The sequence below is a fragment of the Modestobacter sp. URMC 112 genome (genome assembly GCF_053502575.1).
Genome location: NZ_CP199957.1, coordinates 3488163 through 3504042, shown reverse-complemented (window position 1 = coordinate 3504042; position 15880 = coordinate 3488163). Strand labels below are relative to the sequence as shown.

15 protein-coding genes and 1 tRNA gene are annotated in these 15880 nt (G+C 75.4%); 9 read left to right on the top strand and 7 right to left on the bottom strand.

Translation table 11 applies throughout. The features are described from left to right. Positions 1-77 precede the first annotated feature (77 nt). From ACWIX6_RS16570 to selD, 5 genes are all read right to left on the bottom strand, one after another. A complete protein-coding gene (locus ACWIX6_RS16570; RefSeq protein ID WP_448613532.1) occupies positions 78-1187 on the bottom strand; it encodes an ABC transporter ATP-binding protein in 1110 nt (369 codons plus the stop codon). 31 nt (positions 1188-1218) lie between these two features. After that, a complete protein-coding gene (locus tag ACWIX6_RS16565; RefSeq protein WP_448613531.1) occupies positions 1219-2517 on the bottom strand; it encodes an ABC transporter substrate-binding protein in 1299 nt (432 codons plus the stop codon). A gap of 109 nt (positions 2518-2626) precedes the next feature. Then, positions 2627-3535: a carbohydrate ABC transporter permease gene (locus ACWIX6_RS16560; RefSeq protein WP_448613530.1), complete on the bottom strand. Its 909-nt coding sequence runs from the start codon at positions 3533-3535 to the stop codon at positions 2627-2629. Further along, complete coding sequence (locus ACWIX6_RS16555) at positions 3532-4518, bottom strand: carbohydrate ABC transporter permease (RefSeq protein WP_448613529.1); 987 nt, start codon at positions 4516-4518, stop codon at positions 3532-3534. Before ACWIX6_RS16555 ends, ACWIX6_RS16560 begins: the two co-directional genes overlap by 4 nt. 222 nt (positions 4519-4740) lie before the next feature. Next, the gene (selD, locus tag ACWIX6_RS16550) at positions 4741-5754 is read right to left on the bottom strand and encodes a selenide, water dikinase SelD (RefSeq protein WP_448613528.1); all 1014 of its coding nucleotides are present in this window, start codon (positions 5752-5754) and stop codon (positions 4741-4743) included. A gap of 60 nt (positions 5755-5814) precedes the next feature. On the opposite strand from selD, the gene ACWIX6_RS16545 reads away from it, so the two are divergent. From ACWIX6_RS16545 to selB, 3 genes are all read left to right on the top strand, one after another. Then, positions 5815-5910: transfer RNA gene (locus tag ACWIX6_RS16545), tRNA-OTHER, on the top strand. 189 nt (positions 5911-6099) lie between these two features. Next, positions 6100-7407: an L-seryl-tRNA(Sec) selenium transferase gene (gene selA / locus ACWIX6_RS16540; RefSeq protein ID WP_448613527.1), complete on the top strand. Its 1308-nt coding sequence runs from the start codon at positions 6100-6102 to the stop codon at positions 7405-7407. Then, complete coding sequence (gene selB / locus ACWIX6_RS16535) at positions 7407-9152, top strand: selenocysteine-specific translation elongation factor (protein WP_448613526.1); 1746 nt, start codon at positions 7407-7409, stop codon at positions 9150-9152. Before selA ends, selB begins: the two co-directional genes overlap by 1 nt. A 140-nt stretch (positions 9153-9292) precedes the next feature. Here the strand turns inward: selB and ACWIX6_RS16530 are convergent, their stop codons facing one another. Then, the gene (locus tag ACWIX6_RS16530; protein ID WP_448613525.1) at positions 9293-10066 is read right to left on the bottom strand and encodes an enoyl-CoA hydratase-related protein; all 774 of its coding nucleotides are present in this window, start codon (positions 10064-10066) and stop codon (positions 9293-9295) included. A 45-nt stretch (positions 10067-10111) separates the two neighbouring features. On the opposite strand from ACWIX6_RS16530, the gene hemW reads away from it, so the two are divergent. The 6 genes from hemW to ACWIX6_RS16500 all read left to right on the top strand — a co-directional run bounded on the left by hemW (position 10112) and on the right by ACWIX6_RS16500 (position 15634). Next, the gene (gene hemW / locus ACWIX6_RS16525; RefSeq protein ID WP_448613524.1) at positions 10112-11344 is read left to right on the top strand and encodes a radical SAM family heme chaperone HemW; all 1233 of its coding nucleotides are present in this window, start codon (positions 10112-10114) and stop codon (positions 11342-11344) included. Between the two features lie 96 nt (positions 11345-11440). Next, positions 11441-12163: an alpha/beta fold hydrolase gene (locus ACWIX6_RS16520; RefSeq protein WP_448613523.1), complete on the top strand. Its 723-nt coding sequence runs from the start codon at positions 11441-11443 to the stop codon at positions 12161-12163. Between the two features lie 90 nt (positions 12164-12253). Then, on the top strand, positions 12254-13153 hold the full coding sequence (locus tag ACWIX6_RS16515) for an ATP-binding cassette domain-containing protein (protein WP_448613522.1): 900 nt from the start codon (positions 12254-12256) through the stop codon (positions 13151-13153). Further along, positions 13150-13896, top strand: coding sequence for an ABC transporter permease (locus ACWIX6_RS16510; RefSeq protein WP_448613521.1), 747 nt, complete (start codon positions 13150-13152; stop codon positions 13894-13896). The genes ACWIX6_RS16515 and ACWIX6_RS16510 overlap by 4 nt, the downstream gene beginning before the upstream one ends. Before the next feature lie 17 nt (positions 13897-13913). Beyond that, positions 13914-15029 carry a sensor histidine kinase gene (locus tag ACWIX6_RS16505; protein WP_448613520.1) on the top strand — a complete coding sequence of 372 codons (1116 nt, stop codon included), beginning with the start codon at positions 13914-13916 and terminating at the stop codon, positions 15027-15029. After that, positions 15026-15634, top strand: coding sequence for a response regulator transcription factor (locus ACWIX6_RS16500; protein ID WP_448613519.1), 609 nt, complete (start codon positions 15026-15028; stop codon positions 15632-15634). Before ACWIX6_RS16505 ends, ACWIX6_RS16500 begins: the two co-directional genes overlap by 4 nt. Here the strand turns inward: ACWIX6_RS16500 and ACWIX6_RS16495 are convergent. Beyond that, positions 15631-15849 carry a hypothetical protein gene (locus ACWIX6_RS16495; protein WP_448613518.1) on the bottom strand — a complete coding sequence of 73 codons (219 nt, stop codon included), beginning with the start codon at positions 15847-15849 and terminating at the stop codon, positions 15631-15633. The genes ACWIX6_RS16500 and ACWIX6_RS16495 overlap by 4 nt on opposite strands. Positions 15850-15880 lie beyond the last annotated feature (31 nt).

Here is a 15880-nt window from a genome sequence, read left to right as displayed (position 1 = left end):
GCCACCGGTGCCCGGACGTGGACGTCCACGTCCGGGCACCGTGCTGTCCGGCCTGCACCTGGCAGGGCCGGGGCGTCCTACCGGACGGCGTTGCCGTCGGCGTCGAACACCAGCACCTCGGCAAGGTGCACCCGCAGCACCAGCTCGGACCCCTCCTGCAGGTCCTGCCGCTTGTCCAGCCGGAACACCATGTGGTCCCCGCGACCGGCCGCCCCGTCCACGAGCCCGACCGGATCGACGAAGGCGAAGATCTCCGACCCCAGCCGCTCCACGCGGGCCACCCGGACCGGCATCGCGTCGCTGCCACTGGCCCCGGCGGCGCCCGCGGCGTCGGCACCCTCCGGGCGGATGCCCACGGTGACCCGCTCGAGGGTGTGCGCGGCGCCCGAGGCCGGCAGCGGGACCTGCAGGGACTCGGTCAGCACCGCCCGCCCGTCGCGGACCGGCACCCCGTCGACCAGGTTGATCGACGGGGAGCCGATGAAGCCGGCGACGAAGGTGTTGTCCGGCCGCTCGTACAGCTCGGTCGGGCTGCCCACCTGCTGCAGCCGGCCGTCCCGGAGCACCACGACCCGGTCGCCCATGGTCATGGCCTCGGTCTGGTCGTGGGTGACGTAGACCGTCGTCGTCCCCAGGCGCCGCTGCAGGCTGGCGATCTCCGCCCGGGTGGACACCCGCAGCTTGGCGTCCAGGTTGGACAGCGGCTCGTCCATGCAGAAGACCTTCGGGTCGCGCACGATGGCCCGGCCCATCGCCACCCGCTGCCGTTGCCCGCCCGACATCTTGGCCGGCTTGCGGTCCAGCAGCTCCTCCAGCTGCAGGACGCGGGCCGCCTCGGCCACCCGGGTGCGGATCTCGTCCTTGCCGACGCCCAGGTTGCGCAGCGCGAACGCCATGTTCTCCCCGGCGGTCATGTTGGGGTACAGGGCGTAGCTCTGGAACACCATGGCGACGTCCCGGTCCCGTGCCCGGCGGCCGGTGACGTCGACGCCGTCGATCAGGACCCGCCCCGAGGTGACCGGCTCCAGGCCGGCGAGCATCCGCAGGCTGGTCGACTTGCCGCACCCCGAGGGGCCCACGACGACGACGAACTCGCCGTCGTGGACCTCCAGGTCCAGCCGGTCCACGGCCGGTCGCTCACCGGCGGTGAACGACCTGGTCACCGCCTCGAACGTCACTGATGCCATGCGCGGCACCTCTCCTCTGGGACGGGCACGGTCACAGGTTGGGCTCGATGTCCCGCTCGTACACCTGCTGGCTCTCGTCGGACAGGCCCTGGAAGACCGTCTCGACGTCCTCGCCACCGATGGTGATCCGGTCCAGGCCCGCGCCGATCCGGGCGCCGCCACCGGGCAGGAACACCCGGGCGTAGTCCTGGGACTGGGTGTTCGCCTCGAGCTGCTCCAGCGCGGTGCGGGCGTTGGGCCGCTCCTGCAGGAACGCCTCGGTCTCGGGCGCGGTGATGGCGTCCTTGCGCACCGGCATGTACCCGGTGGCCTGGGTGAAGGTGACCGTGTTCTGCGTGTTGGTCAGGAAGGCGAGCAGCTGCATCGCCTTCTCCTTGCGCTCGTCGGAGATCCGCTGCGGGATCGCCAGGCCGGCGCCACCGGTCGGGCAGCCGGGCGGGGGCCCGGGCAGGAACGCCGTGCCGAAGTCGAAGCCGGCGGTCTCGGTCAGTCCGCCGAGCGAACCGGTGGACTGCAGCAGGCACGCCGCCTGCCCGGCGCCGAACTGGCTGTTCGGGTCGTTGGAGATGGCGAGGTGGTTCTGCTTGAACTGGTCGGCCAGGAACCGGCCGGCCTCGAGGGACTCCGGCTTGGTGAAGGTCGGCTCCCACTCCTCGGAGTACGAGCCACCGAAGGTCCAGATCATGCCCTGGAAGTGCCAGTCGATGTAGTTGCTGCCGTCGGGCAGCGCCATCGGCGGGATGCCCGGGTTGGCGCTCGCCAGCCGGGGCGCCCACTCGGCGAACTCCGCCCAGGTCTCGGGCCCGCGGTCGGGCAGTCCGGCCGCGCTCCACATCTGCCGGTTGTAGTAGAAGAGCGGGGTCGACCGGGCGTAGGGGAGCGCGTAGTTCTGTCCCTCGAACTCGTAGTCGGAGACCAGCGAGTCCACGTAGCCGTCGACGTCCACGTCGTTGGCCGACCAGAGGTCGTTCATCGGGGTGATCGCCTCGTTGAGGGCGAAGTTGAACCAGGTGACGTCGGAGGCGACGACGAGGTCGGGCAGCTCACCGCCGGAGAGGGCGGCGTTGAACTTCTGCGCGACCTCCTCGTAGTTGGCGCCGGCGGTCACCAGGTTGACGGCGATGCCGGACTCCGCGGTGAAGGCGTCCAGCAGCTCGGTCTCGACCGGCTTGGACTCGCCCGGGTGGTTGGACCACATGGTGAGCGACTCGACCGGCCCGTCGCTGGCCTCCTCCTCGGTGCCACCGGTGCCGGCGCACGCGGACAGCCCGACGGCGCCGATGGTGAGCCCGCTGAGCTGGAGGAACCTGCGGCGGTCCAAGGGGTTCATGGTCGTGCTCCCGTCGTCGTTGACTGCATGGATGTCGGCTGCGTGCGTGGATCGGTGGAGGTGGAACTGCGGGCGGTGCGGGGAGAGCGCGGCGGGCCGGGAGCCCGGCTCAACCCTTGACCGCCCCGGCGGTGAGCCCCTTGATCATGTGCCGCTGGAGCAGCAGGAAGATGACCAGGATGGGCAGCATGGTGATGACCGTCCCGGCCATCACCGGTCCCCAGTTGGTGAGGCCGGCGGTGTCCTGGAGCTGGGCCAGCCCGACCGGTAGGGGGGCGGTGCGCGAGTCGTCGGCGATCAGCAGTGGCCAGAGGTACTGGTTCCACTCGTTGACGATCGTGATGAGGGTGAAGGCGATCAGCGTCGGCCAGGACATCGGCAAGACGACCCGCCACAGCATCTTCAGCGGCCCGGTCGCGTCCATCTCCGCCGCCTCGATGATCTCCTTGGGCAGCGACAGGAAGTGGTTGCGCATCAGGAAGGTGCCGAAGGCGACGCCGGCCAGCGGCACGATGATGCCGGTGAAGGTGTTCCGCCAGCCCAGCTGGGCGACCAGCGCGTAGTTGCTGATCACGGTGACCTGGTTGGGGACCATCAGGCTGGCGATCACCACGAACAGCAGCAGGGTCCGGCCCGGGAAGCGCAGGAAGGCCAGGGCGAACGCGGAGAGCACGCCCAGGGTGACCTCCACGACCGTCAGCACCGTGGTGATGATGATCGAGTTGCGCAGGTAGTCGGTGAACGCGACCCCCGTGCCGACCCGCTGGTAGTTGTCGCTGGTCAGCGGGTCCGGGATCCAGGTGACCGGCACGGTGTAGATGTCCGGCCGCTCCTTGAGCGACGTGACGAGGATCCAGTACAGCGGCAGCGCCACGACGAGGACGACGAGCAGCAGGCCCAGGTAACCGCCGATGCGGCTGAGCGGGCTGGTCCTCTCGTGCGGCGCCGCGCTCGTCCTGGCCGGCGCCGTGGTGGAGGTCGCGCCGCTGGTCCGCTGGTCCGGTGCCACGGCGGTCACGCCTCCCGCCCCCGCTCCATGACGCGGACCTGGATCAGGGTGATCACCAGCAGCGCGAGGAACATGATGGTGGCCACGGTGGCCCCGTAGCCGGCCCGCTGGTTCACGAAGGTCTCCTGGTAGATCTGGTAGACCATCGTGGTCGTCCCGTTGCCGAGCGGACCGCCGCGGGTCATGACGCTGATGACGTCGAAGACCTGGAAGCTGTTGAGCAGCACGGTGATCAGCAGGAAGAACGTCGCCGGCCGCAGCTGCGGCCAGGTGACGTGCCGGAACCTCGTCCAGGTCGACGCGGCGTCGATCTCGGCGGCCTCGTCGAGCTCGGCCCGCCGGCCCTGCAGGGCGGCGAGGTAGATGACGAACGTGTACCCGAGGTTCTTCCAGATGTAGGTGAACGTGACCATGAACAGCGCCCAGTCCGGGTCCTGGTAGAACTGTGGGGCGTCCACCCCGATCCGCGCGAGCAGGTCCTGGACCAGCCCGAACGTCGGGTCGAAGACGAACTGGAACGCCACCCCGACGGCCGCGCCGGCCAGCACGAAGGGCGCGAAGACCAGGGAGCGGACGGCGTTGCGGCCGAACAGCTTCTGGTCCAGCAGCAGGGCGAGCGCCAGGCCGATGACCATCGCCCCGATGACCGCCGACCCGGTGAAGACGACGGTGTTCCACAGCACCTGGCGGCTGTCGTCGCTGGTGAACCACTGGACGTAGTTGTCCACGCCGATGAACTGGGCGGTGGGCGAGGAGATGTTCCAGCTGGTGAAGGACAGCCGGATGTTGTCGATCAGCGGGCGGTAGGTGAACACCACCAGCAGGACGAGGTTCGGCAGCAGGAACGCCGCCGCGATGAGCATGTCGCGCCGCCGGTTGCCCGGCGGGTCGGCCGTGGCCTTCACCTTGCCCGCGCGTGGCACGGGTGCGCCGGACGTCGGGGCCGAGGCGGCCGCCGGGCCGGGCGCGGTGGTGATCGGCTCGGCGCTCACAGGCGACGACCCTGACCGGGCGGGCTGAACAGCAGGTGGCGCAGGCCGTCCGGGAGGCCCACCGTGAGGTGAACACGACGATCTCGACGGGGCAGCACGACCGACGGAGTGGTGTTCACGGCCAGAAGATAACTCCCCGGAGCCGCGCCGGGGACACGCGTTGGTAACGGAACGGATGCCGGTCCGGCGACGTCCGGGGCGGGTCGGGCGGCGCCGGGGGGCTCAGCGGACGACGACGACGGCGTCCTGCCGCTCGACGAACTCGCCGATCACCGGGGCTCCCGGCACCTCGCCGCCCAGCAGCAGCCCACCGGAGGTCTGGGCGTCGGCCAGCAGCAGCGCCTCGTCGCCGGACACCGCGGAGAGGTCGGCGTGCGGGCGGACCCAGTCCAGGTTGCGGCGGGTGCCGCCGGAGCAGTACCCGTCCGCCAGCGCCAGCCGCGCCCCGGCCAGGTAGGGGACGGCGGCGGCGTCGACCACCGCGGTGACCCCCGAGGCGCGGGCCATCTTGTAGAGGTGCCCGAGCAGGCCGAAGCCGGTCACGTCGGTGCCGGCCCGGATGCCGGCGGCGACGGCGGCGGCCCCGGCGTCCCGGTTGAGCGTCGTCATCGCCGCGACCGCCTCCTCGGAGACCTCGCCGGTGGCCTTCATCCGGCTGTTCAGCACCCCCACGCCCAGCGGCTTGGTCAGCGACACCGGCGTCCCGGGTGCGGCGGCGTCGTTGCGGATCAGCCGGGTGAGGTCGACGAGCCCGGTGACGGCCATCCCGTACTTGGGCTCCGGGTCGTCGATCGAGTGCCCGCCGGCGACGTGGCACCCGGCGGCGTGGGCGACGTCCAGCCCGCCGCGCAGCACCTCGGCGGCGAGCTCGGCAGGGAGCCGGTCGCGCGGCCAGCCCAGCAGGTTGACCGCCACCACCGGGGTGCCGCCCATGGCATACACGTCGGACAGCGCGTTGGCCGCGGCGATCCGGCCGAAGGTGTACGGGTCGTCGACCACCGGGGTGAAGAAGTCGGTGGTGAGGACCAGCCCCTGCCCGCCGGCGATCCGGACGACGGCGGCGTCGTCCCCGTCGTCGAGCCCGACGACCAGCTCGGCCGCGGGGTCGGCGGGCCCGGTGCCGACCAGGCCGGCGACGACGGCCTCGAGCTCGCCGGGCGGGATCTTGCACGCGCAGCCGCCGCCGGAGGCGTACTGGGTGAGCCGGACGGTCGGGGCGGCGGGCGCGGCGGTCACCAGGCGACGGTAACCCCGTCCACGCGCCGTCCGGACGGGGTCGGGGCCTACGCTGCCCGTGGAGGCGTCAGGGTGTCTGGTGGCCCCCGCGGCCTCTAAAGCCGACGTGGCCGAGCAGCTCGGCCAGGCGGGTTCGATTCCCGTCCGCCTCCGCCAGCCCGCACGGCCGGCCGGGACCTCCTCCCGGCCGGCCCTCTGCTCGCCGACACCCATGGCGCGCCACCCGGTGCGCGCTACCGTCCGCGCTGGGGGTGAGCCGGGGTCACACCGGCGCGGCCTCTGCGTCGAGCCGCCCGGGGGAGAGCGCTCCCCGGCCGGGCCCGGCCTGCTTACCCTCATGCGGCGATGACCGACGACCCCCGCCGCCAGGTGCCCCGGACCGACAGCCTGCTCGCCGAGCCACGGCTGGCCGCGGCCGCGACCCGGCTGGGGCGCGACCTGGTGAAGACCGCCGTCCAGCAGGTGCAGCAGCAGGTGCGCGCCGGCGAGCTGCCGCCCGACCGGGCCGCCGACGCGGTGCTCGACGCGCTCCCGGGCACCGCCGGCAGCCTCCGGCCGGTGCTCAACGCCACCGGCGTCCTGGTGCACACCAACCTGGGCCGGGCCCCGCTGTCGGCGGCCGCGGTGCAGGCGGTGGTCGCGGCCAGCGGCACCACCGACGTCGAGCTCGACCTGGGCACCGGGCGCCGCGGCCCGCGCGGGGAGGCCGCGCTGGCCGCCCTGCTCGCCGCGGTGCCTGCCGCCGAGGCCGCCATCGTGGTCAACAACTGCGCCGCCGCCCTCGCCCTGGTCGCCACCGCCCTCGGGCAGGGCCGCGAGCTCGTGGTGGCCCGCGGCGAGCTGGTGGAGATCGGCGACGGCTTCCGCATCCCCGAGCTGCTGGCCGCCACCGGCGCCCGGCTGCACGAGGTCGGGACGACGAACCGGGTCGCCCTGACCGACTACACCGGCGCGCTGGGCCCGGACACCGGCGCGGTGCTCAAGGTGCACCCCTCCAACTTCGTCGTCCGCGGCTTCACGCGGTCCGTGGAGGTGGCCGAGCTGGCGCCCGCGCTGGCCGGCACCGGCGTGCCGCTCGTCGCTGACGTCGGCTCCGGGCTGCTCCGCCCGCATCCGCTGCTCCCGGACGAGCCGGACCTGCAGACCACGCTGGCCGCCGGCGCGGACCTGGTGCTGGCCAGCGGCGACAAGCTGCTGGGCGGCCCGCAGGCCGGTCTGGTGCTGGGCCGCGCGGACCTGGTCCAGCGGCTGCGCCGGCACCCGCTGTACCGCGCGCTGCGGGTGGACAAGACGACTCTCGCCGCGCTCGAGGCGACGCTGCGCGGGCCGCAGCCGCCGGTGCAGCAGATGCTCGACGCGGACCCGGCCGGGCTGCGGGCGCGGGCCGACGCGCTGGCCGGACGGCTGCTGGCGGCCGGGCTGGACGCGGTCGCCGTCGACTCCACCGCCCGGATCGGCGGCGGGGGCGCACCCGAGTTCGAGCTGCCCAGCGCGGCCGTCTCGCTGCCGGCCGGCTACGCCGAGCCGCTGCGCCGGGCGCCGCGTCCGGTGGTCGGCCACCTGGACGGCGGCCGCACGCTGCTGGACCTGCGCAGCCTGCTGCCCGGGCAGGACGACGACCTGGCCGAGGCCGTGCTGGCGGTCGGGCCCTGATGGACGTCGTCGCCACCGCGGGGCACGTCGACCACGGCAAGTCCACGCTGGTCCGGGCGCTCACCGGGATGGAGCCCGACCGGTGGGAGGAGGAGCGCCGCCGCGGGCTCACCATCGACCTGGGCTTCGCCTGGACGACCTTGCCCTCCGGCCGGCGGCTGGCCGTCGTCGACGTGCCCGGGCACGAGCGGTTCATCGGCAACATGCTCGCCGGCGTCGGCTCGGTGCCGGCCGCGCTGGTCGTGGTGGCCGCGGACGACGGCTGGTCGGCGCAGACCGGGGAGCACGTCGCCGTCCTGGACGCGCTGGGCGTGCGGCACGGGCTGCTCGTGGTCACCAAGACCGACGCCGCCGACCCCGCGCCGGTGCTCGCCGACGCGGCGCAGCGGCTGGCGGACACGTCACTGGGCCGGCTGCCCGCGGTCGCGGTCAGCGCCCGGACCGGGGACGGCGTGCCCGCGGTCGCCGCGGCGCTCGAGGCGGTGCTCGCCGGGCTGCCCGCCCCGGACCCGGCCGCTCCGGTGCGGCTGTGGGTGGACCGGGCCTTCACCATCCGCGGCGCCGGGACCGTCGTCACCGGCACCCTCGCCGCCGGCTCCGTCGCGGTCGGGGACCGGCTGGAACTGGGCGGCCGGGCGGTGACCGTGCGCGGACTGCAGTCGCTGGGCGAGCCGGTGCCGGCGGCCGCGGCGACCGCCCGGGTGGCGCTCAACCTGCGCGGGGTGGCGGTGGAGGACGTGTCCCGCGGCGACGCGCTGCTCACCCCGGACGCCTTTCGGTCCACCGCCGACCTCGACGTCACGCTGCTCACCGCCGAGCCAGACCGTCTGCCCGCCGAGCTGGTCGCGCACATCGGGTCGGCCACGGTCGCCGCCCGGGTGCGGCCGCTGGACGGACCGGCGCTGCGACTGCGGCTGGCCGCCCCGCTGCCGCTCCGGGTGGGGGACCGGCTGCTGCTCCGCGACCCGGGCAGCCGCCGGGTGCTGGGCGCCGACGTGCGGGACGTCGACCCGCCTGAGCTCCGCCGTCGCGGCGCAGCCCGGCACCGGGCCGCCGAGCTCGCCGAGCAGCCCCCCGGCGCGGCCGGTGCGCTGGCCGACCTGGCCCGCCGCCGGGTGGTGCGCCGCGCGGACTTCGTGGCGATGGGCTGGCCGGTGCCGGCGGAGGCGCCGGCCGTGGGGCCGTGGCTGGTGGCGCCGGGCCTGCTCACCGAGCTGGCGCGGCGGGTGCCCGGGCTGGTCGCCGCGCACCGGCAGCAGCACCCCCTGGAACCCGGGCCCCCGGCCGAGGCGGTCCGCCGCGAGCTGGGTCTGCCGGACGCCGAGCTGCTGGCCGTCGTCGTCCGGCCGCCGCTGTCGCTGCGCGACGGCCGGGTGGTGGCCGGGGGTGCGGGCCTGCCGCCGGCGGTGCAGCGCGCGGTGGACGGCGTCCGGGCCCGGCTGGCCGCCGACCCTTTCGCCGCTCCCGAGGCCGGCGACCTGGTGGCCGCCGGGCTGGGTCCCCGCGAGCTGGGCGCCGCGGTGCGCGACGAGCAGCTGGTGCGGATCGCCGACGGCGTCTACCTGGCCCCCGGGGTCGAGGAGGCGGCGCGGGCCCGCCTGGCGACGCTGCCCCAGCCGTTCACGCTCAGCCAGGCCCGCCAGGCGTGGGGCACCAGCCGCCGGGTCGCCGTCCCGCTGGCCGAGTGGCTGGACGCCCGCGGGGTGACGGTCCGGCTGCCGGACAACACCCGCCGGCTGCGCTGAACAAGGACCTCGTCCCCCTCACCGCTCGCGGGCTCGCGGCGAGCCTCTGGACGAGGCCTGACGCCGCCCCACCGCTCGCAGGCTCGCGGCGGGTCCCTGCAGGGGGCCACGGTCGGTGCACACCGTCGGCGAAGCGGGGGTCAGTCCGGGGCCGGCACCCAGCGGGCGGGGCGCTTCTCCCGGAACGCGGCCATCCCCTCCTGGCCCTCCTCGCCGGCGAAGTAGCGGGCCGACAGTTCGAGCAGCCCGGGGAACTGCCCGGCCAGCTCGGTGCCCGACCGGAGCAGCCGCTTGGTCTCCGCCAGCGCGGCCGGGGCGCCCGCGGCCAGCGCCGTGACCTGCGCGGCCACGGTGCCGTCCACCTCGTCGTCGGCGACCGCGAGGTCGACCAGCCCGCCGGCGGCGGCCACCGCGGCGTCGAAGACCTCGCCGGTCAGCATCAGCCGGTGCACGACGTTGGGCAGCATCCGCGGCCGGCAGACCGCCGAGATCACCGCGGGGACGACGCCGATCCGCACCTCGCTGAACGCGAAGGTCGCCGAGGCGCCGGCGACCACGACGTCGCAAGCGGCGAGCAGCCCCACCCCACCGGCGCGCGCCGGTCCGCGGACGGCGGCCAGCACCGGCTTGGGCGCCGTCCAGAGCAGGTCCAGCAGCTCGGGGAACTCGTTGACCCCCTGGTCGGCGGCCGACCCGCCGGCGCCCTCGGTCAGGTCCATCCCGGAGCAGAACACCCGCCCGGTGTGGTCGAGGACGACGACCCGGACGGCGTCGTCGGCGAGGACGTCGGTCAGCGCCGCGCGCAGCTGGGCGCGCATCGCCCGGGACAGCGCGTTGCGGTTGGCGGGGGAGTCGAGGGTCAGTCGGGCCGTCCCGCGGGAGACCTCGACCTGCAGCACTGTTCCGTCGGTCACGGGGGCATCCTGCCGTCCGCCGTCCTGGCGCACACTGGAGGCCGGATGACGACGACCCTGCCGCTGCTCGGCCCGACCCCGGCACTGCCGGCCGGGCCGAAGATGCTCCCCGACACCGCCCGCGCCGGGCTGCCGACGACGCCCTTCGGGCTGTACGTCCACGTGCCCTTCTGCGCGACCCGCTGCGGCTACTGCGACTTCAACACCTACACCTCCGACGAGCTGGGCCCCGGCGCCAACCGCAGCGAGTACGCCGGGACGGCGATCACCGAGCTCCGGCTGGCCGCCGAGGTGCTCGGCCCGGACCGTCCCGAGGTGCAGACGGTGTTCGTCGGCGGCGGCACCCCGACGCTGCTGCCGGCCGAGGACCTGGTCGCGGTCATGGACGCCGTCCGCGAGCTCTTCCCGGTGGCGCCGGACGTCGAGGTCACCACCGAGGCCAACCCGGAGTCGGTGACCCCGGCGTCGCTGGCCGCCCTGCGGGCCGGCGGCTTCACCCGGGTCAGCCTGGGCATGCAGTCCGCCGCCGAGCACGTGCTGGCGGTGCTGGACCGCCGGCACACCCCGGGCCGGGCGGTCCAGGCCGCCCGGGAGGCCCGCGCCGCGGGCTTCGAGCACGTCAACCTGGACCTCATCTACGGCGCTCCCGGCGAGACCGACGCGGACTGGGCGGCGTCGCTGGACGCCGTCCTCGACGCCCCGGTCGACCACGTGAGCGCCTACGCGCTGATCGTCGAGCAGGGCACCCGGCTCGCCCGGCGGGTGGTCCGTGGCGAGCTCCCGATGCCCGACGACGACGTCCTCGCCGACCGGTACGAGCAGGCCGACCGGGTGCTCGCCGGGGCCGGCCTGGACTGGTACGAGGTGTCCAACTGGGCGCGGGACCGCGCCGCCCGCTGCCGGCACAACGAGCTGTACTGGGCCAACGCCAACTGGTGGGGGATCGGCCCGGGCGCGCACTCGCACGTCGGCGGGCTGCGCTGGTGGAACGTCAAGCACCCCGCCGCGTACGCCGACCGGCTGGCCGCGGAGCTGTCCCCGGCCGCGGACGCCGAGCACCTCACCGCCGAGGACCAGGCGCTGGAGCGGGTCATGCTCGGGCTGCGGCTCCGGGACGGCCTGTCGCTGTCCGCGCTGTCCGAGGCCGGGCGGGCCCGCGCCGCGGAGTCCGTCGTCCGGGGGCTGCTGGCGGCCGGGCCGCACGCCGCCGGCCGCGCCGTCCTCACCGACCGCGGCCGGCTACTGGCCGACGCGGTGATCCGCGACCTCACCGACTGAAGGACCCCACTGCCCCCCACCGCTCGCACGCTCGCGGCGGGCCCCTGCAGCGGGGCCGGCGCTACGGTGCCGCGCGTACGGACCTGCGGTGCCCTGGTGGCCGCGCTGATCGTCCTGACCGGCTGCTCGGGCGGCCCGGGACCGGTGCCCGGCGAGGAGACGGCGGAGGTCGCCGGGCAGCAGGTGGCGTGCGCCGGGGAGGGGGCAGCGGTGGTGCTCGTGCACGGCATCGGGGACGACGCCTCCTCCGCGCAGTGGCTGGACGTCGAGCGCGCCCTGGCGGGCGACGCCCGGGTCTGCCGCTACGACCGGCCCGGCACCGGCGGCAGCCCTGCCCCCGACGAGCCCGGCCGGGGCGCCGACGACCTGGACGCGGAGCTCGACGCCGTCGTCGCGCACGCGGCCGGGGACGGGCAGGCCGTGCTGGTGGCGCACTCCTTCGGCGGCTACCCCGCCCGGACCTACGCCGCCCGGCACCCCGAGCGGGTCGCCGGCCTGGTGCTGGTCGACGCGCTGGACCCCTCCGTCGGCGTCCTGCAGGGCACCGGGGCGTCGGACCTCGGCGACGTGGCCATGGCCGGCGAGGCGCTGGACCTCGCCGACGTCGAGGCGGCGGCCGCCGCGGTCACCGAGCTGCCCGCGGACCTCCCGGTGGCCGTGCTGAGCCGGGGCGAGGGCCGCTCCGCGTCCTGGACCGCCGGCCAGGAGCGGCTGGCCGCCCTGGGCAGCACCGAGGTCACCGTCGTCGACGCCGGGCACCAGATCCCGACCGAGGCGCCGGGCACCGTCGTCGACGCCGTCCGCCGGCTCCTCGGCTGACCCGCGGCCGCAGCCGCCTGACGGATGTCAGACGGAGCTGACGACGTCTCGCACTGCCGGCCGGGCCGGGTGCCCGGCCAGGCTCGTGCCATGGCTCCCACCCCTGCCCTCGACGTCGAGGGGTTGACCGTCCGGTACGGAGAGACGCTCGCCGTCGACGGGCTCGACCTGCGGATCGCCGCCGCTGAGACCGTCGCCCTGCTCGGTGCCAACGGCGCCGGCAAGTCCTCGATCGTGAACGCGGCGCTGGGCACGTTCCGGCCCGCGGCCGGCCGGGTCCGGCTGCTCGGCCAGGACCCCGCCACCGCGATCCGCCGGGGTGGGGTCGGCGCGATGCTCCAGCACGGTGGCCTGCCGGGCGAGTCGCGGGTGGGGGAGGTGCTGACCCTGGTGCGCCGCCAGTACGACGACCCGTGGCCGACGGCGGACCTGGTGACCACCACCGGCATCGACGGGCTGCTCGGCCGCCCGGTGGACGCGCTGTCCGGCGGGCAGCGGCAGCGGGTGCTGCTCGCGCTCGCGCTGGCGGGGGCGCCGCCGCTGCTGGTGCTCGACGAGCCCACCTCGGCCATGGACGTCGAGGGCCGGCAGGCCTTCTGGGCCACGATGCGCGGGCTGGCCGGCCGCGGGCACACCGTCGTCTTCGCCACCCACCACCTGGACGAGGCCGACGCGGTCGCCGACCGGGTCGTGGTGGTCGACGCCGGACGGATCGTGGCTGACGGGGCGGCCGCCGCGATCAAGTCCCGGGTCGCCGGCCGCACGGTGCGGTTCCGCTGCCCGGGCCCGCGGGACGGGCTCGCGCTGCTGCCCGGCGTTACCGCCGTCGGTGGCGCCGGGGACCGGGTGGAGCTGGCCACCACCGACGCCGAGGCGACCCTGCGGGCACTGCTCGGCGACGGCGACCGGCTGCCCGACCTGGAGGTCCGCGGCGCCACCCTCGAGCAGGCCTTCCTGGACCTCGTCGACCGGACCGGAGCCCCCCGATGACCGACCTGCTGCTCTTCCAGCTGCGCCGGATCGGACGCAACCGGCAGTACCTGTTCTTCACCGTGCTGCTGCCCGCGCTCTTCACCGTGCTGTTCACCAAGGTCTTCGGGGCGCAGGCCGCGGCGGCCGGCGCGCAGCAGGACCAGGCCCGGCTCTACCTGGTGTCGATGATGGCCTACGGCGCCCTCGGTGCGGCCCTCGGCGCCACCGTCCGGCTGGCCTTCGACCGCTCCTCGGGCTGGCTGCGGCAGCTGCGGGTGCTCCCGGTCCCGCCAGGCACCGCGGTCACCGTCGACGTGCTGGTCGGCGCGCTGCTGGTGCTGCCCAGCCTGGTGGTGGTGGCGCTGGTCGGCCGGTACGTCAACGGCGTGCAGCTGGGGCTGGGCACGTGGCTGGCGCTGGTCGGGGTGCTCTGGGCCGGCTCGGCGGTCTTCGTCGCGCTGGGCCTGGGTCTGGGCCTGACGCTGGAGTCCCAGGCGGCGGGTGCGGCGATCAGCATCCTCGGCACGGTGCTGGCCGCGCTCGGCGGGCTCTGGTGGCCGGTGGAGATCCTGCCCCCGGGTCTGGTCGACCTGGCTCACGCGACACCCTCCTACTGGTACGCCCAGCTGGGCCGGGACGTCGTCGCCGGAGGGACGCCGTCCGCGGGCGGGGTGCTGGTGCTGGCCGGCTTCACCGGGGTGTTCGCCGTCCTCACGGTCGTGGCGGCGCGGCGCCGTCCGCTGCACGCCGTCGCCGGCTGAGCCGGGAGACTGTCGCCATGGTGACGGAGCCGAGCCGGTGGCAGCGGATGGGCTTCGCCCTGCCCTGGCTGCTGTTCCAGGTCTTCCCGGTCCTGGACCTGGTCCGCACCGAGCGGTCGCCCGGCGTCCGGCTGCTCGCGGCGGCGGGGCTCGTCGTCTTCACCGTCGTCTACCTGCGGACCATGAGCGGACTCGCCGCCCGCCCCGGACCGCGGTGGGACTTCCTCGCGGTGGCCGTGCTGGGGGTGGGTCTGGCGGTGGCGATGGGCCCACCCTGGGCCGGCCTGCTGATCTACGTCTCCGCGGCCGCCGCCAGCGTGCTCCCCGAGCGCTGGGTGTGGCCGGCCGTGCTCGCCGCGGCGGCCGTGTCCGCTGCCGTGCTGGCCGCCGGCGGGGAGTGGGGACTGCTGCTCCTGCCGGTGTGCTGCCTGCTGACCGCGTTCGCGTTGCGGGGGATGCGCTACCTGATCACCGTCAACCGGGAGCTGCAGGAGGCCCGTGAGGAGCTGGCCCGGAACGCGGTGGCCGAGGAGCGGCTCCGCTTCGCCCGCGACCTGCACGACCTGCTCGGCCACTCGCTGTCGTTGATCGCGCTGAAGAGCGAGCTCGCGCGCCGGCTGGCCGAGGCCGACCCGCGGCGCGCCGCGCAGGAGATGGCCGACGTCGAGGAGGCCGCCCGGAAGGCACTGGCCGAGGTCCGGGAGGCGGTCAGCGGGTACCGGCAGGTCAGCTGCGCGCAGGCGCTGGCCGAGGCGCGGGCGGCGCTGTCCGGCGCGGGCATCGCGCTGCACCGGCCCGACCGGGTGCCCACGCTCCCCGGCGGGGTCGACGCCGCGCTGGGCTGGGTGGTGCGGGAGGCCACCACCAACGTGCTGCGGCACAGCCGGGCCCGGACGGTGACCGTCGACCTCGTCGAGGACGGTGTCCGGGTGGAGCTGACCGTCACCGACGACGGCGCCGGGACCGGCGCGGGGACCACGGGCAGGTCCGACGGGGCTGGGCTCACCGGCCTGCGGGAGCGGGTCGGCGCGCTGGGCGGGGAGCTGGACGCCGGCCCGATGGACGGCGGCGGGTACCGGGTGCACGCCACGGTGCCGCTGGTGCCCGAGTCGGCAGCGGTGCTGCCCGCATGACGATCCGGGTGCTGCTGGCCGAGGACCAGACGCTGGTGCGCGGGGCGCTGCGGGCGCTGCTGGACCTGGAGCCGGACATCGAGGTCGTGGCCGAGGTCGGCCGGGGGGACGAGGTGCTGACCGCGGCCCGCGCCGCCGCTCCCGACGTGGCCCTGCTGGACATCGAGATGCCCGGGCGTGACGGCATCGAGGCGGCCCGCGAGCTCGCCGCGGAGCTGCCCGCCGTCCGGGCCGTGGTGCTCACCACCTTCGGCCGGCCGGGCTTCCTGCGTCGGGCGATGGAGGTGGGGGCGGCCGGCTTCCTGGTGAAGGACTCCCCGGTCGCCGAGCTGGCCCGGGCCATCCGCGCGGTGGTCGACGGGGAGCGGGTCATCGACCGGGACCTGGCCGCGGCGGCGCTGGCGCTGGGGGCCACGCCGCTGTCAGCTCGGGAGGCCGACGTGCTCCGCGCCGCGGCGGGCGGGGCCACCGTCGCCGACATCGCCGGGCGGTTGTTCCTCTCCGAGGGGACGGTCCGCAACTACCTGTCCTCGGCGATCGGCAAGACCGGCGCCCGCACCCGGGTGGAGGCCGCGCGGGTGGCCGAGGAGAAGGGCTGGCTCTAGCCGGTTGCGGGTGGGGCCTTCGCGTCCCGCAGGAGCTGGATCAGGCGGGCCTCCGTCTCGGGGGTCAGCCGGGGCACGGTGAACGGCCCGTGGTGTCCGACACGGTCCTCCAGCCACCCGGCGAAGGTCATCAGCAGCTCGTCCCGCTCGACCTGCTGCCGGGCGACCCGCGCCTGCTCGTCCCGGTCGGCATCGGTGAACCACCGGATCGTCACGGCCCGGAGCCTGCACCCGCCGGCCCCGGCC

Coding starts and splice junctions, on each gene's coding strand:
- ACWIX6_RS16570 (WP_448613532.1), bottom strand. CDS start 1,187: ATGGCATCAGTGACGTTCGAGGCGGTGACCAGGTCGTTCACCGCCGGT.
- ACWIX6_RS16565 (WP_448613531.1), bottom strand. CDS start 2,517: ATGAACCCCTTGGACCGCCGCAGGTTCCTCCAGCTCAGCGGGCTCACC.
- selA (WP_448613527.1), top strand. CDS start 6,100: ATGACCGACGACCCCCGCCGCCAGGTGCCCCGGACCGACAGCCTGCTC.
- selB (WP_448613526.1), top strand. CDS start 7,407: ATGGACGTCGTCGCCACCGCGGGGCACGTCGACCACGGCAAGTCCACG.
- hemW (WP_448613524.1), top strand. CDS start 10,112: ATGACGACGACCCTGCCGCTGCTCGGCCCGACCCCGGCACTGCCGGCC.
- ACWIX6_RS16515 (WP_448613522.1), top strand. CDS start 12,254: ATGGCTCCCACCCCTGCCCTCGACGTCGAGGGGTTGACCGTCCGGTAC.
- ACWIX6_RS16510 (WP_448613521.1), top strand. CDS start 13,150: ATGACCGACCTGCTGCTCTTCCAGCTGCGCCGGATCGGACGCAACCGG.
- ACWIX6_RS16505 (WP_448613520.1), top strand. CDS start 13,914: ATGGTGACGGAGCCGAGCCGGTGGCAGCGGATGGGCTTCGCCCTGCCC.
- ACWIX6_RS16500 (WP_448613519.1), top strand. CDS start 15,026: ATGACGATCCGGGTGCTGCTGGCCGAGGACCAGACGCTGGTGCGCGGG.